Origin of the sequence: Streptomyces sp. NPDC051582 (assembly GCF_040681715.1) — a bacterium.
In the GTDB taxonomy this organism is placed as follows: domain Bacteria; phylum Actinomycetota; class Actinomycetes; order Streptomycetales; family Streptomycetaceae; genus Streptomyces.
Genome location: NZ_JBFAZJ010000038.1, coordinates 35,018 through 61,122 on the forward strand (window position 1 = coordinate 35,018; position 26,105 = coordinate 61,122).

General features: G+C 71.7%; 22 protein-coding genes and 1 pseudogene. 16 read left to right on the top strand and 7 right to left on the bottom strand.

Features of this window, described 5'->3' with window-relative positions; translation table 11 throughout:
- Positions 1-39 precede the first annotated feature (39 nt).
- Positions 40-1,353, top strand: a complete 1,314-nt coding sequence (locus tag AB0M92_RS34070; protein ID WP_366106227.1) for an NAD(P)/FAD-dependent oxidoreductase — start codon at positions 40-42, stop codon at positions 1,351-1,353.
- Positions 1,346-2,788, top strand: a complete 1,443-nt coding sequence (locus tag AB0M92_RS34075; protein WP_366106228.1) for an aminobutyraldehyde dehydrogenase — start codon at positions 1,346-1,348, stop codon at positions 2,786-2,788. Before AB0M92_RS34070 ends, AB0M92_RS34075 begins: the two co-directional genes overlap by 8 nt.
- A 2-nt stretch (positions 2,789-2,790) precedes the next feature.
- Here the strand turns inward: AB0M92_RS34075 and AB0M92_RS34080 are convergent, their stop codons facing one another.
- The gene (locus AB0M92_RS34080; RefSeq protein ID WP_366106229.1) at positions 2,791-3,555 is read right to left on the bottom strand and encodes a rhomboid-like protein; all 765 of its coding nucleotides are present in this window, start codon (positions 3,553-3,555) and stop codon (positions 2,791-2,793) included.
- Positions 3,556-3,768: 213 nt separating this feature from the next.
- On the opposite strand from AB0M92_RS34080, the gene AB0M92_RS34085 reads away from it, so the two are divergent.
- The 3 genes from AB0M92_RS34085 (at position 3,769) to AB0M92_RS34095 (ending at position 7,098) form a co-directional block, all read left to right on the top strand.
- The gene (locus AB0M92_RS34085) at positions 3,769-5,346 is read left to right on the top strand and encodes a metallophosphoesterase family protein (protein WP_366106230.1); all 1,578 of its coding nucleotides are present in this window, start codon (positions 3,769-3,771) and stop codon (positions 5,344-5,346) included.
- A gap of 100 nt (positions 5,347-5,446) precedes the next feature.
- Positions 5,447-6,031 carry a helix-turn-helix domain-containing protein gene (locus AB0M92_RS34090; protein ID WP_366106231.1) on the top strand — a complete coding sequence of 195 codons (585 nt, stop codon included), beginning with the start codon at positions 5,447-5,449 and terminating at the stop codon, positions 6,029-6,031.
- A gap of 86 nt (positions 6,032-6,117) precedes the next feature.
- Positions 6,118-7,098, top strand: a complete 981-nt coding sequence (locus AB0M92_RS34095) for a zinc-binding dehydrogenase (RefSeq protein WP_366106232.1) — start codon at positions 6,118-6,120, stop codon at positions 7,096-7,098.
- Positions 7,099-7,248: 150 nt separating this feature from the next.
- Here the strand turns inward: AB0M92_RS34095 and AB0M92_RS34100 are convergent, their stop codons facing one another.
- On the bottom strand, positions 7,249-7,974 hold the full coding sequence (locus tag AB0M92_RS34100; protein ID WP_366106233.1) for an alpha/beta hydrolase: 726 nt from the start codon (positions 7,972-7,974) through the stop codon (positions 7,249-7,251).
- Between the two features lie 305 nt (positions 7,975-8,279).
- On the opposite strand from AB0M92_RS34100, the gene AB0M92_RS34105 reads away from it, so the two are divergent.
- A complete protein-coding gene (locus AB0M92_RS34105) occupies positions 8,280-9,485 on the top strand; it encodes a cytochrome P450 (RefSeq protein ID WP_366106234.1) in 1,206 nt (401 codons plus the stop codon).
- A gap of 107 nt (positions 9,486-9,592) precedes the next feature.
- Positions 9,593-10,264, top strand: a complete 672-nt coding sequence (locus tag AB0M92_RS34110) for a helix-turn-helix domain-containing protein (RefSeq protein WP_366106235.1) — start codon at positions 9,593-9,595, stop codon at positions 10,262-10,264.
- Positions 10,265-10,314: 50 nt separating this feature from the next.
- Here the strand turns inward: AB0M92_RS34110 and AB0M92_RS34115 are convergent, their stop codons facing one another.
- Positions 10,315-10,485, bottom strand: coding sequence for a hypothetical protein (locus AB0M92_RS34115; protein ID WP_366106236.1), 171 nt, complete (start codon positions 10,483-10,485; stop codon positions 10,315-10,317).
- Between the two features lie 104 nt (positions 10,486-10,589).
- On the bottom strand, positions 10,590-10,988 hold the full coding sequence (locus AB0M92_RS34120; protein ID WP_366106237.1) for a VOC family protein: 399 nt from the start codon (positions 10,986-10,988) through the stop codon (positions 10,590-10,592).
- 90 nt (positions 10,989-11,078) lie between these two features.
- Between AB0M92_RS34120 and AB0M92_RS34125 the strand changes: the two genes are divergently transcribed.
- The 5 genes from AB0M92_RS34125 (at position 11,079) to AB0M92_RS34145 (ending at position 18,283) form a co-directional block, all read left to right on the top strand.
- Complete coding sequence (locus AB0M92_RS34125) at positions 11,079-12,068, top strand: WYL domain-containing protein (RefSeq protein WP_366106238.1); 990 nt, start codon at positions 11,079-11,081, stop codon at positions 12,066-12,068.
- A 122-nt stretch (positions 12,069-12,190) separates the two neighbouring features.
- A complete protein-coding gene (locus tag AB0M92_RS34130) occupies positions 12,191-12,610 on the top strand; it encodes an SseB family protein (protein WP_366106239.1) in 420 nt (139 codons plus the stop codon).
- Positions 12,610-13,173: a hypothetical protein gene (locus AB0M92_RS34135; protein WP_366106240.1), complete on the top strand. Its 564-nt coding sequence runs from the start codon at positions 12,610-12,612 to the stop codon at positions 13,171-13,173. The genes AB0M92_RS34130 and AB0M92_RS34135 overlap by 1 nt, the downstream gene beginning before the upstream one ends.
- The gene (locus tag AB0M92_RS34140) at positions 13,173-17,783 is read left to right on the top strand and encodes a putative T7SS-secreted protein (RefSeq protein WP_366106241.1); all 4,611 of its coding nucleotides are present in this window, start codon (positions 13,173-13,175) and stop codon (positions 17,781-17,783) included. The genes AB0M92_RS34135 and AB0M92_RS34140 overlap by 1 nt, the downstream gene beginning before the upstream one ends.
- On the top strand, positions 17,780-18,283 hold the full coding sequence (locus tag AB0M92_RS34145) for a hypothetical protein (protein ID WP_366106242.1): 504 nt from the start codon (positions 17,780-17,782) through the stop codon (positions 18,281-18,283). Before AB0M92_RS34140 ends, AB0M92_RS34145 begins: the two co-directional genes overlap by 4 nt.
- A gap of 28 nt (positions 18,284-18,311) precedes the next feature.
- On the opposite strand, the gene AB0M92_RS34150 is transcribed toward AB0M92_RS34145, so the two are convergent.
- Positions 18,312-19,784, bottom strand: a complete 1,473-nt coding sequence (locus AB0M92_RS34150) for a sialidase family protein (RefSeq protein ID WP_366106243.1) — start codon at positions 19,782-19,784, stop codon at positions 18,312-18,314.
- 503 nt (positions 19,785-20,287) lie between these two features.
- Between AB0M92_RS34150 and AB0M92_RS34155 the strand changes: the two genes are divergently transcribed.
- The 3 genes from AB0M92_RS34155 (at position 20,288) to AB0M92_RS34165 (ending at position 23,983) form a co-directional block, all read left to right on the top strand.
- Positions 20,288-21,247: a COX15/CtaA family protein gene (locus AB0M92_RS34155; RefSeq protein ID WP_366106244.1), complete on the top strand. Its 960-nt coding sequence runs from the start codon at positions 20,288-20,290 to the stop codon at positions 21,245-21,247.
- A gap of 973 nt (positions 21,248-22,220) precedes the next feature.
- Complete coding sequence (locus tag AB0M92_RS34160; protein WP_366106257.1) at positions 22,221-23,477, top strand: SLC13 family permease; 1,257 nt, start codon at positions 22,221-22,223, stop codon at positions 23,475-23,477.
- A 5-nt stretch (positions 23,478-23,482) separates the two neighbouring features.
- The gene (locus AB0M92_RS34165; protein WP_366106245.1) at positions 23,483-23,983 is read left to right on the top strand and encodes a universal stress protein; all 501 of its coding nucleotides are present in this window, start codon (positions 23,483-23,485) and stop codon (positions 23,981-23,983) included.
- A 94-nt stretch (positions 23,984-24,077) separates the two neighbouring features.
- On the opposite strand, the gene AB0M92_RS34170 is transcribed toward AB0M92_RS34165, so the two are convergent.
- Positions 24,078-24,428, bottom strand: a complete 351-nt coding sequence (locus tag AB0M92_RS34170; RefSeq protein ID WP_366106258.1) for a beta/gamma crystallin domain-containing protein — start codon at positions 24,426-24,428, stop codon at positions 24,078-24,080.
- Positions 24,429-24,920: 492 nt separating this feature from the next.
- Here AB0M92_RS34170 and AB0M92_RS34175 point away from each other — a divergent pair, with 492 nt between their 5' ends.
- The gene (locus AB0M92_RS34175) at positions 24,921-25,802 is read left to right on the top strand and encodes a DUF4436 family protein (protein ID WP_366106246.1); all 882 of its coding nucleotides are present in this window, start codon (positions 24,921-24,923) and stop codon (positions 25,800-25,802) included.
- Positions 25,803-25,848: 46 nt separating this feature from the next.
- Here AB0M92_RS34175 and AB0M92_RS34180 read toward each other — a convergent pair.
- A pseudogene (locus AB0M92_RS34180) lies at positions 25,849-25,962 on the bottom strand (transposase family protein); the annotation flags it as partial.
- Positions 25,963-26,105 lie beyond the last annotated feature (143 nt).

Here is a 26,105-nt window from a genome sequence, read left to right on the forward strand (position 1 = left end):
TCCCGGCCGCCTTCCCGCATCCAGCGAAGGAACACCCCCATGAACCACGACGTCATCGTGCTCGGCGCGGGCCTCGCGGGCCTCGCCGCCGCACGCGACCTGGCCGAGGGCGGCGCCGACGTCCTCGTCGTCGAGGCCCGCGACCGGGTCGGCGGACGCGTCGAGCAGACCCGCCTTCCCGACGGGCGCCTCGTCCAACTGGGCGGAGAGGTGGTCGGGCGGTCCCACACCGCCTACACGGACCTCGTCGCCGAACTGGGCCTCACCCTGGTCCCCAGCTACGTCGCCGAGCCCGGCGACCTCGTCCGCGCCACCCCCGAGGGCGTCTCCGCCTCCGAACCGCCCCACTGGTTCGGGCCCGGCGACGACGTCTGCCACCGGAAGACCACCGGCGCCTTCGCCGCGCTCGCCTGTACCGTCGACCCGGACGATCCGTGGTCCCACCCCGGTGCCGCCGCCCTGGACCGGCAGTCCGTCGGCGACTGGCTGCGCGCCGAGGGAGCGACCCCGGCGGTGGTGCGCCTCTGGGAGATCGGACAGCTCGCCCTCGCCGACGGCTCCTGCGAACGCACCTCCCTGCTCGCTTCCCTGCGCAAACACGCCGCCGTCCCCGGCGTCGGCCACTACGAGTACGAGGCGTGGGAGGGCCTGCGGGTGGCCGAGGGCTCGGCGACCGTGGCCCTGCGCATGGCCGACGCCCTCGACGGGCGGATACGGACCGGCTCCGCGGTCGAGGCGGTCTCGGTGTCGCCCGGCCGCTGCTCCGTACGCCTGGCCGGCGGTGAGACCCTGACCGCGGCAGCCCTCGTCAGCGCCCTGCCCGTCGGCCCCCTGCGCTCCGTCGCCGTCACCGGTGTCAGCGACGAGCGCCTCGCCTCCCTGCACCGCCAGCGGCAGGCCCTCGCCGCCAAGTTCACCGCCGCGTACGACAGGCCCTTCTGGCGCGAGCGCGGCCTCAGCGGCCTCTCCGAATGCGAAGGCGTCCTCGGCAGCACCTGGCCGCAGAGCGAGGGCATCCTCTCCGCCCTCGTCCCGCCCGAACGGTTCGGCGTGCTCCTGGGCACACCCGCCCACCTGCGGGAACCCGAACTCCTGGGTGAGATCGCCCGCCTGTACGGCGACGAGGCGCACCGCCCGCTCGCCACGTACCTGCGCATGTGGGGAACCGACCCGTGGACCCGGGGGTACGTCACCCAGTGGACCCCCGGCGACGTCATGGCCGTCGGTCCCCGGCACGGCACCCACGAACCGCCGTTCTACGTCTGCGGGTCCGACCAGTGGGTGGCCGGCTACATGGAGGGCGCCGTGCGCACCGGACGCGACACCGCCGAGGAGGTGCTGCGCCGTGGCTGATGCCGTGACCGACACCCCTGCGGACGAGCTGCTCAACCACATCGGCGGCGTGGACCGGCCCGCCGCGTCCGGCGAGACGATGGAACTGACCGACCCCGCCACCGGCCTGGTGCACGCCCGCGCGCCGCGCTCGGGCAGGGCCGACACCGACGCCGCCGTCTCCGCGGCGGTCGCCGCGTACGCGCACTGGTCCACGACCACCCCCGCCGTACGGCAGCGCGCCCTCCTCTCCCTCGCCGACGCGATGGAGGCGCACGCGGACGCCCTGACGGCCGCGGAGACCGCGGACACCGGCAAATCGGTCAGGCAGTTCAGGGACGAGGAGCTGCCCGCGATCGTCGACGCGGTGCGCTACTTCGCGGGAGCGGCCCGCAACCTCCCGGGTGCGGCCGCGGCCGAGTACGCGCAGGGCCGTACCTCCCTGCTGCGCCGCGAACCGGTCGGAGTCTGCGCCCAGATCACCCCGTGGAACTACCCGCTGATGATGGCGGCGTGGAAGATCGCCCCGGCGATCGCCGCCGGGAACACGACCGTGCTCAAGCCCGCCGACACCACCCCGTCCTCGTCCGCGCTGCTCGCGCGGATCGCCTCCGCACACCTGCCACCGGGCGTCCTCAACGTCGTCTGCGGCGACCGCGACACCGGCCGGGCGCTCACTGCCCACCGCGACATCGCCCTGATCGCGGTCACGGGCAGTGTGCGGGCCGGCCAGGAGATCGCGGCGGCCGCGGCGGCCGACCTCAAACGCGTCCATCTGGAGCTGGGCGGGAACGCCCCGGTCATCGTCCACGACGACGTGGACGTCGAGGCGACGGCCGCGGCCCTCGCGGCCGTCGCCTACTACAACGCCGGCCAGGACTGCACCGCGCCCACCCGCCTCCTGGTCCACCACCGGGTGCACGACGCGTTCCTCGCGGCCTTCGCGGCATCTGCGCGCACCCTGCGCACGGGCCCGCCGAGCGAACCGGACGCCGATTTCGGCCCCCTGAACAACGCGGCCCAACTCGCTTCGGTACGGGCCAAGCTCGACCGCCTCCCGGCGCACGCCGAGATCGTCACCGGCGGCGCCCGGCTCGCCCGGCCCGGTTTCTTCGTCGAGCCCACCGTCGTGGCGGGCGTGCGCCAAGGCGACGAGATCGTGCAGGAGGAGACCTTCGGCCCCGTCGTGACCGTCCAGCCGTTCACCGACGAGACCGAGGCCCTGCGCCTGGCCAACGACGTCCGTTTCGGCCTCGCCGCCGGCGTCTGGACCTCGGACCACGACCGCGCCATGCGCGCGACCCGGATCCTGCACACGGGCATCGTCTGGGTGAACACCCACGGCACCACCGTCTCCGAGATGCCCCACGGCGGCGTGAAGCACTCCGGATACGGCAGCGACCTCTCCCTGTCCGGCCTCCTCGACTACACCCAGGTCAAGCACGTCATGCTGTGAGCTCAGAGCGATGGAGGCGTCTCGGTCCGGGCCGCCGGCGAGGTCGGTTCCGCAACGGCGCCCCGGTGCGGCCCGAGGTCGCTCGCGGGGCCGGACGGGCCGGTGGCGCGGAGCCGTTGCCGCCTGAAGGCCGGGACGCCCAACAGCCCGAAGCCGAGGGCCGCAGCCGTGAGATGGCCGATGGTCGTGAAGTCCGGCAGCGGCCCGGTCCATTCGGCACCGCCGAGGGGCCACGCGAGGACGAACGCGGCCCAGGGCAGACGGCCCCGGCGGGGCAGGGCGAGCGTGCCGATCGCCAGTACGGTCTGGGCTCCGTAACTGACGCCGTAGTCCAGGGCCTGCCGCACCTCGGCCGGATACCAGCCGTGCCGCAGCGCGACGGCTATGACGACGGCGGTGAGCAGGGTGGCCGCGACGTGCCCGCCGAGGAAGGCGGCCACGGCGCGCGGCTTCCCCCATCGGTGCTCCGCCCAGGCCAGGAAGCAGCAGACGCCGAGGCCCAGGGTGATCAAGGTACCCACGAAGTCGGCCGAGGTGACGTCGGTGAGCGTTCCGTCGAAGAACAGCACGCTGCCGAGCAGCGCCGAGAACGGATGATCTTGCAGGTTGTCCAGGTTGGTGCTGAGACGGCCCAGCACGGTGGCCGCCCGGTCGGCGGACAGGCCGTGGCCGAGCCAGGCGTGGCCGACCAGGAGCACGCAGACGTAGGCGAGGGTCAGCGGTGCCCGGCGCGGGTACTCCCGCACGGCGCGGAGCGCTCTGGTCAAAGGGCCCGACAGTGACGACACGTTCATACCGTGGCATTCTCCAGGTCGGGCCGAAGGCCGGGACCGGCGGGTCGACGCTCGCCCCGCCATCCCCGGTGTTGGTCCCGGGTGGCGGGAAGATGGGCAATTCCGGGGATTCTCATGGGCGTTCCGCCCCCGTCCGTTCACCTCCCGGAGACCTCCGCGTCGTCTCGGACGATGAGGTTTGCAGCCATGGACCTTCCCGATTTCGGTATCCCGCGGAAGCTCGCCTCGCGGATGAGCATGGCCGAGCAGCACGACTACCTGCGTGCGAAGTTCACCCGGCGCGGCGCGCTGCGCGCGGGTGCGGTGACCGCGGCCGTCGCCGGCGCCGGCCTGACCGCCGGCGCGGCCTCGCCCGCGTACGCGGCTCCGGCCGTGCTCACCTCCACCGAGCGGCGCGGTGTCGACGGTGCGCTGGCCGCGCCGTTCGCACGGCACTTGCAGTACGGCGCCGATCCGAAGACGCAGATGCGGGTGTCCTGGCAGGTGCCGTTCGCGGTGAAGAAGCCGTACCTGCGCGTGGGCACCAGCCCCTGGGCGCTGAGCGTGAAGATCGACGCCGAGGTCCGCCACCTGAGCACCCCGGTCCTGAACGGCGGCAAGATCGCCGCGGCGGAGCAGTTCTACCTGCACGTGGGGCTGGATCGGCTGAGGCCCGGTCAGACCTACTACTACGGGGTCGGACACGAGGGCTTCGACCCTGCCGACCACCGCAACCTGGGCACGCTCGGCACCTTCACCACCGCCCCCGCGCGCGCCGAGAACTTCACCTTCACCGCCTTCGGCGACCAGGGCGTGAGTTACCACGCGCTCGGCAACGATGCGGTGCTGCTGGCCCAGAACCCGGCCTTCCACCTGCACGCGGGCGACATCTGTTACGCCGACTCCTCCGGTTCGGGCACCGCCGGCGACACCTACGACGCGCGGGCCTGGGACCAGTTCCTGGCCCAGACCGAGACGGTGGCCAAGACCGTGCCGTGGATGGTGACGACCGGCAACCACGACATGGAGGCCTGGTACTCACCGCAGGGCTACGGCGGCCAGAACGCCCGCTGGTCGCTGCCCGGCAACGGCCCGGACCCGGTCAACCAGCCCGGCGTGTACTCGTTCGTGCACGGCAACGTCGGGGTCGTGGCGCTCGACGCGAACGACGTCTCGTACGAGATCCCCGCCAACTTCGGGATCAGCGGCGGAAAGCAGACCGCGTGGCTGGACCGGCGCCTCGGTGAACTGCGCCACCACCGCGACGTGGACTTCATCGTGGTGTTCTTCCACCACTGCGCGTTCTCCACCACCAGCGCGCACGCCTCCGAGGGCGGGGTGCGCGACGTGTGGGTGCCGCTGTTCGAGAAGCACCAGGTGGACCTGGTCATCAACGGCCACAACCACGTGTACGAGCGGACCGACGCGATCAAGGGCGACAAGGTCGGCCGGAAGGTCCCCATCGGCGAGCGCACCGACCCCACGCAGGACGGCATCGTGTACGTGACGGCCGGCGCGGCGGGGCGTTCGCTGTACAGCTTCCCGGTGCCGGACTCGTACGAGGGACACGTCGCGGACCGCGACTCCGTCGACTCCTACCGGTGGGTCAAGGGCGGTTCGAAGGCGACCGAGACGGTGGAGTGGTCGCGGGTGCGGTACACCAACTACTCCTTCCTCGCGGTCGAGGTCGAAACGGGCCGCTCTCCGAAGCTGAAGGTCAGCGCACTGGCCGAGACGGGTCAGCGGATCGACCACTTCGAGATCCAGCGGGGACGCGGCCGCTAGGAGGTGTCGCGGGGGGGGGGCGGTCCGCGTCGTGGCCGACGACCCTCGGCCAACGGCCGTCCCCCTTGTTCTTGAATGGTCATTCAGGTATTTTTGAATCATGCCCCGCCCCCGCGAGTTCGAGCCCGACGCCGTCCTGGACCAGGCCATGCAGCGCTTCTGGCTGCGGGGCTACCGGGCCACGTCGATCGAGGAGCTCGTGCGGGCGACCGGAGTGAAGCCCGGCAGTCTCTACAGCGTGTTCCCCGGCGGCAAGCGCACGCTGTTCCTGCGGTCGCTGGAGCGCTATTCCAAGCTGGTCGTTCCTCAGAAGCTGGGCGAGCTGGCGGCGCCCGGAGCCTCGCTGGCCGCACTGCGCGGCTACTTCGACGGACTGGTGGGCGACCTGCTCAGCCCCGAGGGCCGGCAGGGCTGCCTGCTGGTGAACACCGCGATCGAGGACGCCGCCGAGGACGACGAGGCGGCCGCCGTCGTGCGCGGCCACCTGGCCCGCCTGGAGCAGTGCATGACCACGGCCCTTCGCAACGCTCGCGCCGCCGGGGAGGTCCGCGACTCGATCGACCCGGGCGGCAGCGCCAAGCTGCTGGTCGCGACGTGCCAGGGGCTGATGGTCGTGGGGAAGGCGAATCCCGACGGGACGGTGCTGCGCGCCATCGTCGACAACGCCTTCGCCGTCCTCGCCTGACGGGCCCCTCCAAGGGCCACCGCACTGCGGTGGCCCTCTTTTCGGCCCCAATAGTTGAATAACCATTCAAGAATGGAGTCCGTGCCATGAAGGCCATCGTCATATCCGCCCACGGCGGTCCCGAGATGCTGCGCATCACCCACCTGCCCGACCCCGTGCCCGCACAGGGAGAGGTACTGATCCGGGTCAAGGCGTTCGGCCTCAACCACGCCGAGGCGTACATGCGCGCCGGCAGCTGGGGCGACGTCGCGGCCGTCCCGGGCATCGAATGCGCGGGCCTGGTCGAGGCGGATCCCTCGGGCCGCCTCCCCGCCGGAACCCCCGTCGTCGCGATCCTGGGCGGCATGGGCCGCACCCGAAACGGCAGCTACGCGGAGCTGGTCACCGTACCGGCCACCAACGTGGCCGCGGTGAGCTCGTCGCTGGGGTGGGCCGAGCTGGCCGCCGTTCCCGAGGTCTACGCGACAGCGTGGAACGGGCTGTTCGGCAACCTCGCCCTGCGCCCGGGCGAGCGGGTCCTGGTGCGCGGAGCGACGTCCTCCCTGGGCCAGGCCGCCGTCAACCTCGCCGTCGCGCACGGAGCGAGGGTCCTCGCGACCACGCGCAAACCCGCGCACGCGCCGCTCCTGAAGGAACTCGGCCCCGAGGAGGTCCTCATCGACGACGGCGATCTGGCCGGCCGGGTCAGCAGGGGCGACGGCGCCGTCGACGCGGTGTTCGACCTCGTCGGCAACAGCGTCCTGCGCGACTCCCTGGCCGTGGTCCGCCCGCGCGGCCGCGTCTGCCAACTCGGCTTCCTCGGCGGCTTCGAGCCCGTACGCGACTTCGACCCCATCACCGACCTGCCGTCCGGTGTGCAGCTCAGCTTCTTCGGCAGCGCCTTCGTCCTGGGCGGCCCCGATTTCCCGCTCGCCGACGTTCCGCTGGACGCGATCTACGCCCAGGTCGAGTCCGGAGCCCTGTCGGCACGACCGACACGGATCTTCCGTTTCGACGAGATCGTCGAAGCCCACCGTGTCATGGAAGCGGGTGAGGCGCTGGGCAAGATGACCGTCCTCGTCGACTGAGACCTCCACTCAAGACCGGTCCCGGATTCGCCCGTTCCGACACGGGGAACGAGACGACCACGGGGGAACCGGCGGTCGCGGTCCCCTACGGCGCCGCCCGCCACCCACCGTCCGCCACCCGCCGAGCGGCGGACGGCGGACGGCCCGGCCTCACTTCAGGTGTCGGTCCAGGAACCGGCACCCGTCTTCCAGCTCGAACCACGGGGTGCCGGTGTGCCCGCCCAGATTGGCGTGCAGGGTCTTCTCCTTGCTGCCGAAGGCGTCGAACAGCTCCAGGGCCCGCTGCCGGGGGTTCCCCTCGTCGTCCCACTGCAGCAGGAACAGCAGCGGAACGGTGACCTGCCGCGCCTCCTCGCGCTGGGCACGTGGCACGTACCCGCCGGCGAAGAAGCCCGCGGCGGCGATGCGCGGCTCGACCACCGCCAGCCGGATGCCGAGGGCCGTCCACCCCCCGGAGTACCCGACCGGCCCGCCGATCCCGGGCAGCTCAAGAAGGGCGTCGAGAGCGGTCCGCCATTCCGGGACCGCGTTTTCGACCAGCGGACCGATGAAGGACTCGAAGATCTCGTCGACCGGCTCGCCGGCCTGCATCGCCCTCCGCAGGTCGGCACGGGCCTGCTCGTCGCTGGCGGAACGGGGACGGTCACCGCACCCGGCGGCGTCGATGGTGGCCACCGCGTAGCCACGCGCCGCGGTGTACCGGGCCCTGGCCACCAGCCGGGGGTCCGCCTTGGGAAGGCCGTTGTTGTGGGACATCAGGATCAGCGGGACCGGAGTGGCGGACGCGGGCGTCCACAGGGTTCCGGGGATCTCGCCGAGGGTGAATTCGCGTTCGAGGACACCGTCGTCGAGGCGCTGTTCAGAAGTGAATTGCACGGTCGTGCCTTTCGGGAGGGCTGTTGAACGGCGCTCCCGGACGACCTACCGCCCGACCGTGACCCCGGAGGGGAGCACCCATGTCGATACTGCGTCCACGGGTACCACCTCCTCGTTCTCTCGCACGGCCTCCAGGAGGCTATCAGCGCTCACCGCGGTCCGCCAAAGGGTTTTCGCAGGCCGCGCGGCCGGATGGGGCGGACTCCCCCGACACGGGCGGCCGGCTCCCCGGTCCGTGGGGTAGCGTTCCCGAGTGACGAAACGGGGACCAGTCCCCGTTTGCTTCGAGGAGGAAGGCAACGGCCATGCCCGCCACACCGACGCTCGACGAACTCGCCCCCCGGGGAGCCGATTTCACCGCCGACCCGTACCCCGTCTACGCCGCCCTGCGCGGGAAGGGACCCGTCCCCCGCGTCCACGTGCCCGGCAGCGGGGACGTCTGGCTCGTCCTCGGACGCGACGAGGTGCGCGCCGCCCTGACGGACCCCCGGCTGCGCAACGACATACGGCACTCCGCGACATGGGAGAGCGACGGCGGCAACGCCATCGGGTTGAACATGCTGCAGACGGACGCCCCCCAGCACACCCGCCTGCGCTCCCTGGTCGCACGCGAGTTCACGGCCGGACGCGTCGAGGCGATGCGGCCCCGCGTCCAGCGGATCGCCGACGGCCTCCTCGACGCCTTCCCGCCGGCCGGCGCCGCAGATCTCGTCGCCGGGTACGCCCTTCCGCTGCCGCTCACCGTCATCTGCGAACTCCTCGGCGTCCCCCTCACCGACCAGCACCACTTCCACTCCTGGTCGACCGAGCTCGTGGCACCCTCCTCACCCGCCGCGGCGGGTGCCGCCGCCGGCGAGATGAGCGCGTACTTCGCCGCACTCATCGCCGCCAAGGCCGGCGCCCCCGGCACGGACCTGCTGAGCGCCCTGGTCCTGGCCTCCGGCGAGCAGGGCGGGCTCTCCCCCGAGGAACTGCTCGGCATGGCCTTCCTCCTGCTCGTCGCGGGACACGAGACCACCATCAACCTCATCTCCAGCGCGGCCCTGGCCCTGCTGCGCCACCCCGACCAGCTCGCCGCGCTGCGCGCCGACCCGCGCCTGATCGACGGCGCCGTCGAGGAGACGCTGCGCCACGACGGCCCCGTCACCGCCGCGGCCTTCCGGCACGCCGCCGAGCCCGTGGAGATCGCCGGGGTCCGCATCCCGGCGGGCGACAGCGTGATGCTCTCCCTGGCCGCCGCCTCCCGCGACCCCGGGCACTTCCCCGACCCCGACCGCTTCGACATCCGGCGTCCCGCCCGGGGACACCTCGCGTTCGGCCACGGCATCCACCACTGCCTGGGCGCCCCGCTCGCCCGCCTCGAAGGACGGACCGCCCTGCGGACGCTCCTGCGGCGGCTGCCGGACCTCGCCCTCGACGCCGCGCCCGAATCCCTCGTACGCCGCCCGGGCGCCATGCTCAGGGGGGTGGCCGCCCTGCCCGTGCGATGGTCCCGGCACCTGCCCGCGTGACACCGGCCCCGGTGGCGCTAGCATCCGTACCGGACGAGGATCCCCGGTACGGATGCGCGCAAGCGCACCTCCCGTACGCATGTCACCGGCGACGCGAGGAGCGGACATTGACCCCGGCCACGGAACGGGCCGCGCCGGTACGGCGTGACGCGCGGCGCAACCGCGAGCTGCTGCTGGCCGCCGCGCGCAAGGCTTTCGCCGCCCAGGGGCTGGAAGCTCCGCTCGACGAGATCGCCCGCCGGGCCGGCGTCGGGAACGCCACCCTCTACCGGCACTTCCCCACCCGGGCCGCCCTGATCGACGCCGTGTTCCAGGACTCCCTCCAGGGGACCGTCGACGCCGGAGAGGAAGCCCGCGGCGCGGCGGACGCCTGGGCGGGACTGGCCGGCTACCTGGAGGCGGTCTTCACGGTGCTGGCCGCCGACCGCGGCGCGAACGACCTGATGACCACCGCCATCGCGGGCGTGACCTCGCTGGACGCCGTCCACGCACACAACCACGAGACGATCGCCCTGCTGATGGACCGCGCCCAGCGGGACGGCACGATGCGCTCCGACGTCACCGTCGAGGACCTGCTCCTGGGCCTGGCCACGCTGGGGCGCGCCGTCCCCTCACTGGCGGCCGCCGGGCCCCCGCACGCCTGGCGCCGGCAACTCTCCCTGTTCCTGGACGGCCTGCGGGCCGGGACCCGCCCCGCCACCAGCCTGCCCGCCCCCGCCCTGACCGCTCAGGACCTGGCGGCCGTCCTCCACGACCTCGGACCGCACCGCGAGAACTGACACCGCCAAGGGCTGCCGGGCCGGGGTGGTGAGCGGCTTCACGCCGCCCTTCACGAGCCGTCGGAGTCGAGGGCCACGACGAGGAAGGCGTCCTTGTCGAGGTCCATCACGACGGTCGCCCGCTGGCCCCGCTCCCGGCATCTGGCCGCGAACTCCTCGGCGGGCCAACTGCCGTAGGGATCACCGGCGGGAAAGGAGTTCAACACCTTCGTACGGTGCACCGCTTCCACCTCCTGAACCACGGACCGTGCTTACCACCCTCGTGCCCCTGTCGCCGGATCCCATGCGCCAAGGGCGGTCACCGGCGCGGCGGAGCGGTGCGCCGTCAGCGGGCGAACTTCGCCACGGCGGCCGGGGTGACGGGCGTGAAGAAGTTGACGAGGTTGCCGTCGGGGTCCCGCAGCAGCAGCGAGCGGTTGCCCCAGGGCATCGTGGTGGGCGCTTGGACGAAGTCCTCCACGGAGCCGGTCAGGTTCCGGTGCACGCGGTCCACGTCGTCGACGAGGAACTCGACGATGACGCTGTGGTTCTCGGCCGGCCGGGCGGCGCCGGGCGCGAAGAGGGGGACGGTGCGGGTTCCGGCAATGGCGAGGGTGGCCGAGGTGGTCCTGAGTTCGGCGAAGTCCTCGGTGGGCCGGTTCGCCGTCACTCCGGTGGCGCGCTCGTAGAAGTCGACGAGGCGGGCGACGTCGCCCGTGATGATGCGGATCGAGACGAAGTCCATGGGGTCTCTCCAGACGTGTCGTGGTGATGAACTCACGCTAGAGCGGATACCGGACAGAACCCGCCCGGTATCTGCGAGAGACTTGCAGCCATGTCCCGACCCATCTCGCGCGTGCTCATGCTGCTGGAGCTCCTGCAATCGGGCGGCCTGCGGACCGTCGCCGAACTCGCGGCCCGGCTCGATGTCGACGAGCGCACGGTGCGGCGGTACGCCGCTCACCTCCTCGACCTCGACGTGCCCGTCGAGTCGGTACGCGGCCGCCACGGCGGCTACCGGATCGCCTCCGGCTACCGCATGCCTCCCCTCATGCTGAGTGACGACGAAGCGCTCGCCGTGCTGCTCGGCCTGCTGGCCGGTCAGCGGACCGGCCTGTCGACGGCCACGGGCTCGGCGAGCGAGACGGCAGCCGCCAAGATCCGTCGGGTCCTGCCGGAACGGCTCGGCCGACGGCTCGACTCCGTGCTCGGCTCCCTCGCCTTCACTGCTCCGCCCGGTACGTCGGCCGTCCCGGAGAGCGCGGTCCTGCTCTCGATCGCCGACGCGGTGCGCCATCACCGGCCGGTTTCGATCCGTTACACCGCCGCCGGCGGCCGGCTCAGCGAACGCACGCTGCACCCGTACGGGCTCGTCGCCCACGCGGGCAGGTGGTACGTGACGGGCGGGGACCCCGCGGTCGGCGAGGAGCGCACGTTCCGGCTGGACCGCATCACCGACGCGAGGGTGCTGCCCGGGACCTTCGATCCGCCCGCCGGGTTCGACGCGGCGGAACGCGTGCTGTCGGGGATCGCCTCGGCTCCGTACCGGCACGAGGTGACCGTGCGGGTCCAGGGGACGGCCGAGTACGTCCGGGCCAGGCTTCCCGCCGGCATCGCGATCGTGGAGGAGTTGCCGTCCGCGCAAGGCCGGGGTTCGGACACCGAGCCCTGGTCCCGCGTCGACCTGCGTGTGGACCGGCTCGACTGGCTGCCCGCCGTACTCGCCTCGCTCGACCGTCCGTTCGTCATCGAGCGGCCCGAGGACCTCCGCGGGCTGGTGACCCGATTCGCCGCACGGCTGACGGACTCGGCCCGACGGCGATGACCGGCTCGGGACCGCGGCGATCGCCTAGTCGGTAGAGACGGCTATCAGCCCGTATCGGGCGTTTTGGCGATCAGGGTAGGGTTCCCTGCGAGGTGCCGATCGCCTTGAAGGGGGACACGGAAATGGAACTGACCGCAGAGATAGCCGCGTACCGGGCCGGTTCCGGGGATCCAGGCCGCCTGGTGGGTGAGTTCCGGCGGGCCGTGCTGCTCGTACCCCTCGCAGGTGGTTCCGACGAAGCCGACAGCGGTTTGATGTCCGCCTTCTCCGGCGGCATCCGCTGGTTCTACGCGTTCACGGACGAGGAGGCCCTCGCCCGGTTCGCCGAGGCCCGTGGGGAGGCCCGCCGCGAGTGGCCCTACCTGGCGGTTCTGGGTGCGCGTCTGGTGGATGCGGTTGTTCCGGAGGTCGACGGCCCCGCCGGAGTGGCGGTCAACGTGGCCGACGCGGACGGCTCGATGCTGTTCCCGCCCGTCGCCGGGATCGTTCCCGACGCGTACGCGGTGGACGTCGAATCCGAGTCCGCGGCGGGGGTGGCCTGATGGCCGGCGACGGCGACCTCGAAGTCTCTCCGCAGGCGGTCGCGCTGGTTCAGAAGGGGTTGCGGGCGGCGATAGCGGAGTTGCGGGAGTCCGGCGACGCGGCCGGGGCTTCTCAGGGTGCGGGGTTCGAGAACCTGTCGATGACGGCGATGGAGACCGGGCACGGCGCGTTGTCCAAGGACTTCGAGGACTTCTGCGAGCGCTGGGAATGGGGCGTGCGCTCCCTGATCCAGGACGCCTCCACCCTCGCGGGCAACCTCGGCATCGCCGCGGGGACGGTGTGGGAGGAGGACCAGTACGTCCAGGGCGCGTTCAAGGTGGCCGCCAACGCGGCGTACGGCAATCCGCATGCGAGCGAGGACGAGATCGAGCAGAAGTCCTGGGGCGACATCTTCAGCGCGGACGTCTACAAGCCCGACTACAGCCAGGAGTCCTTCGAGAAGGGCGCCCAGGACATCAAGCAGACCTGGTCCGACACCAAGGACAAAGTGACCTCCACGGGCAAGATCGGTTCGCTGAAGGACCTGCTGGAGCAGGCGAAGGGCAACGGGGGCGACAACTGATGGGCTGGCGGGACTTCGTACCGGACTCGATCGAGGACAAGGTCGAACACGGGGTCGAGAAGGTCGGCGACGCCATCGAGTGGGCCGGCGACAAGACGGCCGACCTGGCGGAGGAGGTCGGCCTCGACGATGCCGGCGACTGGATCCGCGACACGTCGCGCTCGGCCGCCAACCAGCTCGGCGCCGACGTCTCGGAGCTGGAACTCGGCCAGACCGACGACCCGAAGAAGCTCGTCTACGGCAGCGTCTCCAAGATCCGCGCGCAGGTTTCCCACCTGAACGACTTCAAGACGGCCTTCGAGTCGGTCGGCAACGGCCTGAAGACCATGACCCAGCCCGAAGGCCTCAGGGGCGAGACGGCGAACACCTTCCGCGAGACGGTCGCCAAGGAGCCGCCGCGCTGGTTCAAGGCCGCCGACGCCTTCGGCAAGGCCGCCGACGCCATGGGGCGCTTCGCCGAGACCGTGGAGTGGGCGCAGACCAAGGCCAAGGAGGCCCTGGAGGAGTACGACAAGGCGAAGAAGGCCTCCGAGGCCGCCCGCACGGCCCACAACAAGCTGGTCAAGGAATACAACGACGCCTACGAGGCGAAGAAGGACCACCTGCCGCCCCGCCCGGGGAACGACTACGACGATCCGGGCAAGGCGATGGCCACCGCCGCCCAGGACAAGCTCGACAACGCCCGCAAGCAGCGCAACGAGGTCGCCGACACCACCGCCACGGCCGTCCGCGCCGCCCGCGACGCCGCCCCGCCCAAGCCCTCGTACGCCCAGCAGCTCGGCGACGGCCTGGACTACCTCGAACTCGCCAAGACGCACCTGGCCGGCGGCGTGGTCAAGGGCACGGCCGGCATCGCCAACTTCGCCCGCGCCCTCAACCCCACCGACCCCTACAACCTCACCCACCCCGCCGAGTACCTCACCAGCCTGAACTCGACGGCCGCGGGCCTGGTCACCATGGCCAACGACCCCTGGGGCGCCGGCAAGCAGATGCTCGACGAGTTCATGAAGGACCCCTCCGAGGGCGTCGGCAAGATGCTCCCCGAGCTCATCGGATCCAAGGGCCTCGGCTCCCTCAAGAAGCTCGGCAGCGCCGCCAAGCACCTCGACGACGTGCCGACCGGCAAGGGGCGCGGCGGCCACAACGGCGATCCCGAGGGCACGGGGCGACAGAACAAGGACCTCGTGTGCGACGGAGACCCCGTCGACATGGCGACCGGCCTGATGGTCCTGCCGCAGACCGACATCGCGCTCGCGGGCTCGTTCCCGCTGGCCTTCACCCGGACCTTCGGATCGGCCTACCGGGCGGGCCGATGGTTCGGTCCGGCCTGGTCCTCGACCGTCGACCAGCGGCTGGAGATCGATTCCGAAGGTGTCGTCTTCGTGTGCGAGGACGGCAGCCTGCTCGCGTACCCGCACCCGGCGCCCGGCGTCCCCGTACTGCCGACGCACGGCCGTCCGTGGCCGCTGGACCGCGACGGCGACACCTACACGGTCACCGACCCCGAGACCGGCTGGGTCAGGCACTTCACCGAACACGACGAGGAACTGGCGCTCCTGACGCAGATCGACGACCGCAATGGCCGGTGGATCGCGTTCGAGTACGACGGGGCCGGGGCACCCGAGGCCGTCGTCCACCACGGCGGCTACCGGCTGAAGCTCACCCATGCCGGCGGCCGCATCACCGCCCTGCACCTCGCCGGAGCCGCGCGGGACGGCGCCGACCAGGAGATCCTCCGGTACGGGTACGCAGAGGGCCATCTCACGGAGGTCACCAACTCGTCCGGCCGCCCCCTGCGCTTCGGATACGACGTGCACGGGCGGATCACCTCGTGGACGGACACCAACGGCGGCCGGTACGAGTACGTCTACGACGAGCGGCACCGCTGCACGGCCCAGGCCGGAGGCAACGGCCACATGGCGGCCCGGTTCACGTGGGACGACACCGACCCGGGAACGGGCCTGCGCCTGACGTCCATCACCGACGGGCTGGGCAACACCACCCGGTACCTCGTCAACGACCGCGTCCAGATCATCGGGCGGATCGACCCGACCGGAGCGGTCACCCGATCCACGTACGACCGCCACCACCGCCTGCTCTCCCGGACCGACCCCCTCGGCCACCTCGCCGTCTGCGAATACGACGCCGCGGGCCGGCTGACCGGGGTCGTCCGCCCCGACGGCCGGCGACTGCGCGCGGAACACGACGAGCTCGGCCTGCCCGTGCGCCTCACCCAGGCCGACGGCACGGTCGTCCGCCAGACGTACGACGAACGCGGCAACCGCACCTCGTACACGGACGAGACCGGGGCGACCACGCGCTACACCTACGACGAGGCGGGCCACCTCACGTCGGTGACCGACGTGCTCGGCGCCACCACGACCCTGCGGTGCGATGCGGCCGGCCTCCCGATCGAGGTCACCGATCCGCTGAACGCCGTCACGCGCTACGAACGCGACGCGTTCGGCAGGCCGACGGTCATCACCGACCCGCTGGGGGCGGTCACCCGATTCGAGTGGACGGTCGAAAGCCGGCTGGCGGCGTGCACCGAACCCGACGGCGCGAGCCGGACGTGGACGTACGACGGCGAGGGCAACTGCCGCAGCCACACCGACGCCCTGGGCCGGACCACCGCCTACGAGTACGCGGACTTCGACCTGCTGGTGGCCCGGACCGACGCGGACGGTGCTCGCTACGAGTTCCGGCACAACGTCAACCTGCAGCTCACTCACGTCATCAACCCCCAGGGTCTGACGTGGGAGTACGAGTACGACGCGGCCGGCCGCACCCTGTCGGAGACCGACTTCGACGACCGCACGCTGCGCTACCGCCACGACGCGGCGGGCCGTCTGACCGAGCGGGTGAACGGGCTCGGCCAGACCACCCGCTTCGAACGCAACGCGCTCGGCCAGGTCCTGCGCAAGGACAGCGAGGGCGCCGTGACCACCTACGAGTACGACGTGTTCGACGAGCTCGCGAAGGCGGTGAACGCCGACGTGACGCTGGTCCGGCTGCGGGACCGGTACGGACGGCTGAGGTCCGAGACGGTCGACGGCCGCGAGCTGTCCTACGACCACGACCAGCTGGGCCGGCTCACCCGGCGCACGACGCCGAGCGGCGCCGTCACGACGCGGACCTACGACACCGCCGGCCGCGCCGCCGAACTCACCGCCTGTGGACGCACGTTCACCTTCGAGCGCGACGAGGCCGGCCGCGAACTCGTACGGCGGATCGGCGGGACGACCACCCTCGCCCACCGCTTCGACGTGAGCGGACGCCTCACCGAACAGCAGGTCTCGGGCCGTGGCCGCACCCTGCAACGCCGGGCGTACGCCTACCGCGCCGACGGGCACCTGGCAGCCGTCGAGGACCGGCTCTCCGGGATCCGCCGCTTCGACCTCGATGCGCTGGGTCGTGTCACCGGCGTTCACGCTGCCGACTGGTCGGAGTCGTACGCCTACGACGCGGCGGGCAACCAGACCGACGCGGCCTGGCCCGCGAGTCACCCCGGGCAGGAAGCGACCGGCCCCCGCGCGTTCGAGGGCACGCGCATCACCCGGGCCGGCGACGTCCGCTACGAGCACGACGTGCAGGGCCGCACCGTCCTGCGGCAGAAGACGCGGCTGTCGCGCAAGCCGGACACCTGGCACTACACGTGGGACCCGGAAGACCGGCTGACCTCCACCACCACACCGGACGGCACGGTGTGGCGCTACCGCTACGACCCCCTCGGCCGCCGCACCGCCAAGCAGCGGCTCGGCGCCGACGGTGAAACCGTCATCGAGGAGACCCTCTTCACCTGGGACGGCGCCACCCTGTGCGAACAGGTCAGCCGCGGCGCGGACCTGCCCCTGCCCGTCGCGCTCACCTGGGACCACCTGGGCTTGAGGCCGGTCGCCCAGACCGAGCGCAGGCTCGGCGCGGACTCACCGCAGGAGGCGGTGGACGCACGGTTCTACGCGATCGTGACCGACCTCGTCGGCGCACCCACCGAACTCGTCGACGAGTCCGGCGACCTGGCCTGGCAGACCCGCAGCACGCTGTGGGGAACCACGACGTGGGCGAGCCGGAGCGCCGCGTACACGCCCCTGCGCTTCCCCGGCCAGTACTTCGACCCCGAGACCGGTCTCCACTACAACCTCCACCGGCACTACGACCCCGAGACGGCCCGCTACCTCAGCATGGACCCCCTCGGGCTCGGCCCCGCCCCCAATCCGACGACCTACGTGCACAACCCGCACACCTGGTCCGACCCCCTCGGCCTGAAGCCGTGCAAGATCCGGGTGTCCCCCGTCGCCTCCGACTGGGCGACGAAGGGCGCGCACATCCACATCCCGCTGAAGAAGGGGGCGGAGCACGAGGTCAGCATCACCGTGGACAAGAACGGCAACATCCAGGGCGCCCCGATTCGTCTGGAGGACGGCTGGGCCTCGGACAAGAGCGTCCAGCAGGCCGTGGACGCGGTGAACAACGACCCCAAGCTGCGCGCGGATCTGCTGGCCAAGGCCAAGTCGGCCCAGGAACACATGGACAACCACAACTGGGGCAACTCGCAGAACCGTTCCGCGGAGATGCAGGCCCTCATCGACAAACTGGAGAACTGGCCGTGACCGGCATCGAATTCCTCGCCTCCTTCATCACGACCGGGCGCCTGCACGGCATCGGCATCGGTTCCACCCTGGGCGAGGTCGACGGCGCCTTGCGGCACCGGTACGTCGATGTCGTCGGCGAGGGCGGCGTCTCGCTGCGCCGCGACTACGGGTTCGCCGAGTTCTACTTCAACCCCGGGGAGGAGTGGGTGATGTCCGGCGGCTCCATCGAACTGCACCGCCTGGCGAACGCGCCCGAGTCGGCGGCGCGATGGGCCGAGAGCACGGGCGTCGAGTTCGACCGCTACACCGCCTGGGCGGACGTGCGGGAGGCGCTCTCCGGCGTCGCGCCGGTCCCGGAGTTCACCGTCTCCGACCAGGGCGGCTTCCTGGAGTACCGGGCGGAGAGCTCATGCGTCTCCGTGCTCGTCGTGGACGACGACGAGGAGGAGAGGGGCTACCACGTGGGGCACGGGGACGTGTGGAGCGTCAGCCTGTGGGCCCCCGTACGGGCGAGCTGACACCACCGCCCGCGCGAGGCGCGCCGTGTCACCGGGTGGGGAGGCTGACGGTGTACACGTCCGTGCGGTTCCGCGGCGCGCCGGAATGGGTCTCGGTCAGCACGGCCCGCACTCCCTTGCCGTCCGCCACCAGGCCTTGGTAGTCGCCGAGGAAGTACCCCCCGCCGAACGGTGCTTGCAGCCAGTCGAAGACCCGCGAGATCCGCCGCTCGGTGCGCAGCTTCGGGTTTCCGTGCGGCAGCGTGGCCAGCTGGTAGGCGGTGGGGAGGGTGGTGGTGTCGCCCGGCTTGAGGAAGCGCAGGTCGTAGTAGGTGAGCGCGAGCGTGCCCCGCTCGTCGACGGCGACCGACGGGGAGAAGGCCGGTACGCCCTTCGGGCTGATCAGCTCGGGGGCGCCCCAGGTCCGTCCGCCGTCGGTGGAGCGCACCAGCTGGACGGAGTCGAACTTGCCGCCGGAGAAGTCCGCGCCCTCGTAGGCCATGTACAGCGTGCCCGTCTTCGGGTCGATGGCCGGGCTGGGCAGGGTGGACGCGGCGCGCAGCGGCTTGGTGGGGTCGTTCGGGTCGACCTCCGGTACGGCGCTGTCCCGGGCCACGGTGACCGGGGCGCTCCAGGTCTCTCCGGCGTCGGTCGAGGTGACCATCGCGTAGTGGGCGTCGACGACGGTGCTCAGGTCGTCGCTGAGGGTGATCGTGTCGAAGAAGTCGTACAGGGTGCCGGTGCGCCGGTCGACGACGATCAGGTGCCCGATGGTCTGCGTGTTGGGCACGGCGCCGGTGTCGACGAACGGCCGGGCCTCGCTCCAGGTGCGGCCGCCGTCGCGGGTGACGGAGATGTAGCCGGGACCGTTGAGGGCGCTGGGGCCGGGCGGGTCGTTGTCGAGCCGGTCCCAGACCTGGTAGGCGGTGCCCTTGCGGATCGGGTCGGCGGTGAGTGAGGGCTTGTCGTTGAAGAACGGCTGCTCGTCCACGTGCGTGGTGGTGAGGTTCCGCCAGGTGCGGCCGCCGTCGCGGGAGGTGGCGGCCAGGAGACCGGTCCGCGTGCTCTTGGTGAAGTCGACGCCCTCGCCGCTCGCGTAGACGATGCCGTCCGGTCCGGTGCTCACCCAGGGGTCGGTGGCCCGTTCGAAGTCGGCGCCGCCCGGGGCGCACAGGCTGAACGGCAGCGTGCTGCCGTGGAAGGTGCGGCCGTCCGTGGTCCAGGCGGCCGCCAGGCCGCGGGCGCCGCCGTCGCTCCAGCGGTCCTGCTGGAAGACGGTGACCACGCGCTTCGGGTCGCGCGGATCGACGGACAGGTACGGCTCGACCTCGGTGCCCGGATAGACGACGCTGTCGGGGGACATCGCGCCGATGGTGCAGTCCGCGTACGGGTCGCCGTGGGACACCTTGATCAGCGGTGCGCCGTCGGGGCTCCGGTCTGCCGCGGCGGGCGTCGCTCCGGTGACCGTCGCGAGCAGGAGCGCGGCGGTGGCGGCGGCGGTCAAGGGCACGAAGACGCGCATACGGGATCTCCTGCGGGCGCCGGCGGCCGGGTGCGGGCCGCCGTCATGAGGGCGGCGTGGGGCGCGGGGCCGTACCGGAACTCGGGGGTGGGACGACTCCGCTCGATCCTTTTCGGCGTCATGGCCCGTGCCCTTGATGGGCCGGACGGCGGAGTCCTGCGCGGCGTCGCCGGGGAGCGCGGTCGGTCCGGCCGGCAGGAGGAGGAAGAGGAGGAAGAAGAAGGCGCCTGCTGCCGACGTCCGGGCCGGCCATATGCTCTCTCGTGGGGGCTGGCTCGACCACGGCCATCGAGCGGCGCAGGCCACTTCACCGACATCGTCGGATCATCGTTCCGCAACGCACCGCGATGGCGATGATGCCGCCGGGCGGCCACTGGGCGCAGCCGGCCTGAGCACCTCACGACGAAAAGAGGAAGCTGATCGTGCGAACTCCCCTCTCATGGCTTGCCGACAGGTACTCCCTCGGCGCGAGAAGCGTCAGACTGGCCGCACTGGGATCGGTGGTGGCCGGTATCGCGATCATCGTCACCGGTGGAATCGTTCGCGTCACCGGTTCCGGTCTCGGTTGCACCGACTGGCCCATGTGTACGGGAGAAACGCTGGCTCCCACGGCCGAAATGGGAGTGCACGGCGCCATCGAATTCGGCAACCGGCTCCTGACCGGGGCGCTGTGCGCCGTGGTGGGCTGGGTCATCATCACCGCGCGCCTCCAGGAAAGGCCGATGCCGGCTGTACTGCGCGGGGGTTGGGCGCAGTTCTGGATCGTCGTGCTGAACGCGGTCGTCGGCGGAGTGACCGTGTGGATGCGGCTGAGCCCGTACATCGTCGCCGCCCACTTCCTCGCCGCCACGCTGCTGCTCACCGCCGCGGTGTACACCTGGCACGCGGCCTGCGCCGGTACCGATACCGGTGCCGGCGCAGGTGGCGAGAGCGGCGGGAGCGGCGGGAGCGGTCAGGGCGGCGTGGCGCGGATCCGGTCACTGTCCGCTGCCCTGGTCTCGGTGACGGCGGTGCTGGTCGTCGTCGGTACGCTCGCCACCGGGTCCGGACCGCACGCCGGTGACTCGTCCGACGTGGCTCGCATGCCCTTCAACTGGACGGCCGTGACCGTGGTACACGGCGTACTGGCCGCTGCGGTCCTGGTCCTGGCGACAGCGCTGCTGTCCGCGCTGCCCCGCTACGGCTTCGGCGCCGCGCGCCGCAAGACCGTCGCCTTCCTCGCCGTGCTCCTGGGTCAGGGCCTCGTGGGGCTCGTACAGTCGCTGACGGCGCTGCCCCCGCTCGTCGTCATGCTCCACCTGCTGGGCGCGGCTCTCGTGTGGACGGGAGTACTTCAGGTGCACCTCACGGTCAAGAGGGCCTCTTCCGTCCGTGCCGAACCACTGGGCGGCGGCGCACCGCTGCCCCGACGCAATGGCTACTCGGCCGGATCCAGGAGAGGTTCGATGCGCAGTCCCCGGTAGGTGAGGGAGACTCTTTCCGGTCCGTCACCCTCCTCGGTCGTGCCCGATTCCGGCCGCATGCTGATCACGTCGACGAGCACGAACCGCCTCAGGGGCACGCCCTCCTGGCTGTGCTGTGCGAGCGCGACGCTGCGCGGTGCGGTGCGTCCTCGTCGTTCTCGCGCCCGCCGACGCGGGGTATGGAGCCACTGAGCCCGGCGCGGCCGGCTGGGGTCAGGGACACGACCAGCGTCCGGGGACCATGGCTCGACGCACCGGGCGGGCACGGGAAACTGAGTCCCTCGACGCTGTGGATCCGCTCGGCGTCCCGGCCATCGACTTCGATGGTGAACCAGCAAATGGGCAGGGTGAGTTCCGCTGTCATGGTGCTCCCTCTCGAAGCGCGCGTACGTACTGTCGAGATGAGACTTTTGCACCTTTCATACTGATCCGCACCCTGGGTCGGCGGCACCCGCACGCCGCGGGCCCGCTCGCGCCGCCGGCTTACGGGGTGGGGCGTCCCGACCCTGAACGCGGTCGTGTTCAGGCCGTCGGCTCCACTGGCCGGCGCTGAACCGCGTCACACGGCCCGCCACCTCCGAATGAGCGCGGCGGTGGCGGGCGGGGCCTTGCACCGCTGGAGGCTGGGGAGCCCGGGCACCCCACCCGCCGGGACACGTTGAGCGCGCCTCCGCCTCCTGATTCGGCAACAGGCCCACGTCTGGACCGAGTTGTGCGGCGCGGGCACTACGACCGTGCACGCGGGGAGCTGCCGGAGCCGTCCGCTGCGGCCATCGGGGGCACTCGGCGTCGAACGGTCTCTGCGTCGTGTGGGAGCGTGACGGCGTCGTCGGCGAAGATGATCCGGCGAAGCCGCGTCCGGGCCCCGGACCGGGCCGCCCGCGCCCCGGGGGTCACGGTCCGCGGCCCCGGGCGGTTCCGCTGCGCCGGGACCCCCTCTCCAGAAACACCCAGACCCTGAAAGGCCCAGACCCTGAACGCCTCGCTCGCAGAAGGACTCTCCGTCACCCTGCTCCTGGCCGTGCTGGCCTGCGCGGTGATCCGGCCGTGGGGCTGGCCGGAGGCGGTCGTGGCCGTCCCCGCGGCCGGGGTGGTCATCGCCACCGGCGCGATCTCCCTCGATCACGCCACGGCCGAGGCCGCCCGGCTGGGCCCCGTCATCGGATTCCTCGCGGCCGTCCTGGTCCTGGCCCAGCTGTGCGACGACGAGGGGCTGTTCCACGCCTGCGGTGCCTGGATGGCCCGGCGCGCCGCCGGACGGCCCCGGCGCCTGCTGGTCCTCGTGTTCGTCACGGCTTCGCTGATCACCGCGGTGCTCAGTCTGGACGCCACGGTGGTGCTGCTGACCCCGGTGGTGTTCGCCACCGCCGCCCGGCTGGGCGCCCGCGCCAAGCCCCACGTCTACGCCTGCACCCACCTGTCGAACACCGCCTCCCTGCTGTTGCCGGTCTCCAACCTCACCAATCTGCTCGCCTTCGCCGCGAGCGGCCTGACCTTCACCCGCTTCGCCGCTCTCATGGCGCTGCCCTGGCTGGTCGCGATCGGCGCCGAGTACGTGGTGATCCGCCGCTTCTTCGCCACCGACCTGGACGCGGGCGCCGAGGCCCCGCCCACCGACGAGCCCCGCGAACTGCCGCTGTTCGCCCTGCTCACCGTGGCCGGCACCCTGGCGGGGTTCGTGGTGACCTCGGCGGTCGGCGTCAACCCGGCCTGGGCCGCGGCCGCCGGAGCGGCCGTCCTCGCGGTCCGCGCGCTGGCCCGGCGCCGCACCACGCCCACGGCCATCGTCCGGGCCGCCGCCCTGCCGTTCTGCGCCTTCGTACTGGCCCTGGGCGTCGTGGTCCGCGCGGTGGTCGACAACGGCCTCGCCGACGCCCTGGGCCGGCTGGTTCCCGGCGGCAGCGACCTCCCCGCCCTCCTCGCCATCGCGGCACTGGCGGCCGTACTGGCCAACGTCATCAACAACCTGCCCGCCGTCCTGGTGCTGCTCCCACTGACCGCCCCCACCGGCCCGGGCGCCGTACTGGCCGTACTCCTCGGCGTCAACATCGGCCCGAACCTCACGTATGCCGGTTCCCTGGCCACCCTGCTGTGGCGGCGTATCGTGCACGAACACGACACCGATGTGGAGCTGGGCGAGTTCACCCGGCTCGGCCTGCTCGCCGTGCCCGCCACCCTGCTGCTCTCGGTGGTGGCGCTGTGGGTCTCGCTCGAAGCGATCGGAGGCTGAACACCGTGACCGTCATCGTCTGGATCGTGGAGGGCACCTGGCCCGCCTGCGTCGACGCCGCGCGCGCCCACGCGCCCGCGGACGCCGACCTGGTGCTGCTCCACGTCACCGGCCACGAGGTGCCGGGTGCCGCACACGGCGCGTACGCCGGACTGCTGGGCCGCGCGCGCCCCGACCGCGACCCCGGAACCGCCGTGGAGCATCTGGCCGCCGCCTCCGCCGAACGGCTCCTGGCGGGTGCTGCCGAGCGGCTGGGGCGTCCGTGTACGCGGCAGGAACGCTCGGGCCGCGCCGAACGGGAGGTCGTGGCCGCCGCGGAAGGCGCCGACCTGCTCATCCTCGCCCGCGACGGTGACCGTACCCACCTGGGACCCCGTAGCCTCGGGCCCGCCGGCCGGTTCATCGTCGACCACGCGCCCTGCCCCGTCCTGCTGGTCTGGCCGGAAACGCCGCAGGGCACGGCCACCGTCCCGCCACCACCACCGCACCCGCCGCACCGCCATTGACGGGCGGCGGTGCGGCGGGAGGGCGTCAGGGACTCAGTACCTCAGGGACCTCAGGGACCGCAGGGACCTCTGGGACCTCTGGGACCTCAGGGGGTCACAGGATCTCGATGGAGTTGACCTTCGGCGGGCGGTTGGGGAACGTGATGTCGGTCCACCGGTTGATCCGCACCGAGTCGCCGTTGGCGTCGTAGTAGATCAAGTCGTTGTTCCCGGTGGAGATCCTGTCCACCCACCAGCCCCCGAACCCGATCCGGCCCTTGTTGGCGTAGCAGTCCACGCTGTCCCGGCCGTCACTGTGGGACCAGATCTTCAGGAAGTTCTCACCACCCCGGCACTCCACGTGGTCGATGGCGAAGGCGTTGCCGGGAAGGGTCAAGGTGAGTGACGCCGCCGCGGCGAACGCCACGGCAGCCGATCGAACGAACCTGGTCGACTTGAGCACGATATCTCCTTCAAGGGAATCGAGCGGATAAGGCGGCTCCGCACCCACGGGCACGTTGACCACCGCACCGCGAACAGACCATGACACGGCCTTCGCGGTTGCACAGCGAGAATCGCGTGCGGTCGATGCCCTCTGCAATCACTTTGCCCGCGTGCGGCCGAAAACCACGCCAGGATGTCCGATTTGAACCTCAGCTGGGCAGTTGAAACGTTTGAGCAACTTAGCTTCTCAGTAAGGGGATTGATGCCACCAGAAAAGGGGAAAAGCCCGGCTTCTCCATCGCGGGACGGTCGGGTCGACGCCGTCCGTCCGTGCTTCCCGGCGGGAGTCCGGCCGGTAAAACTCGGCTGACCTCCTGGTTCGCCTTCGCGATGATCATCCCCAGGACCGTCCGCAGGAGCCGACACGCCCGCCCGGATGCGGTGCTTCGTCGCTCCCGTCGACGAGGATCGCGCTACGAAGAGCCGCTGCCCTTCTCACCTCGTCGGAGTCGCCATGGCCGCACCCTCACTCCCACCTCGCCGGGGCCGCTCCGAGGCGTCGCTGCTGCCGGTCCTGCTTCCCATCGCGATTCTGATCGTGGTGGCGGTGGCCGTGGGGTCGTGGCTCCAGTTCACCGAACGGCAGGCCATCGACACGGTCGACACGGTCGGTTCCACGGCCGCCGACCGGGTGGACGTGAAGGCCACCGTCCAGCGGGTCGACGCCGCGGCCAGAGAGCTGCTGCTGCGCGTCCGGGTCACCCCGCTCGGGACCCTCGGTGAGGCGGAGGAGAGCGCCCCGGTGGGCGACCTGAGTCTCCAGACCTCCGCGGCGACCCTCGGCGATCTGGAGTTCAAGGCGCACGAGCGGATCGCGACCCAGGACGTACAGGTCGCGATGACGGACGGATCGGTCAGCGACTACCCGTTCGACAGCTACGCGACCGGCATCGAGTTCCGGGCGCTGCTGGACGGCAAGCAGGTGCCGGTACGGCTGCAGTTCTCCAACAACGACACGCTCTTCGCGGTCGCCGCGACGCCCGCTCCCGACCCGCGGGAGGCCGCCGTGGGACTGGAGCTGACCCGGTCGGGCAGCCTGGTCGTCTTCGCGGTCTTCATGATGGGCGTGATGTGGGCGCTGGCGGCGGCCGTTCTCATCGGAGCCTGGTACCTGACGACCCGCGGCGAGGGCGTGGTCTGGCCGGCCCTCGCCTGGATGGCCGCCACCCTGTTCGCCCTGGCGGCGTTCCGCAACACGGCCCCCGGCACGCCTCCGATCGGCTGCGTGCTGGACTGGTTCGCCTTCCTGTGGGCCGAGACGATCATCGCCCTCTGCCTGATCGCCGTGGTCATCACCGGCGTCCGTACCGCGATCCGGTCGAAAGACACGACTTGAGGCCTGTCCCGTAAAGATCTTCGGGTCAGTCGGGAGGTGTTGTGGGCTCGGCCACCGTGTGGTCGCGGGTGGGAACCAGGGTCCCGATGATGCGGTTGGCCGCGGACTTCGAGATGCCGAACAGCGGGGCGAGCCGGCGCCGCGGCACGTCGGTACGCCAGTCACACCGGACACTGCAAGTCTTCACGGGCCGCAGTACCGGCCTGCGGGCCGCCAGGAAGGACGCGGCCGCGGTTCCAGGGCCCTGAGCAAGCATGCGCGGTCGTCTGCGCTGATCAGTCCTGCCCGAAGGGTCCCGCCCTC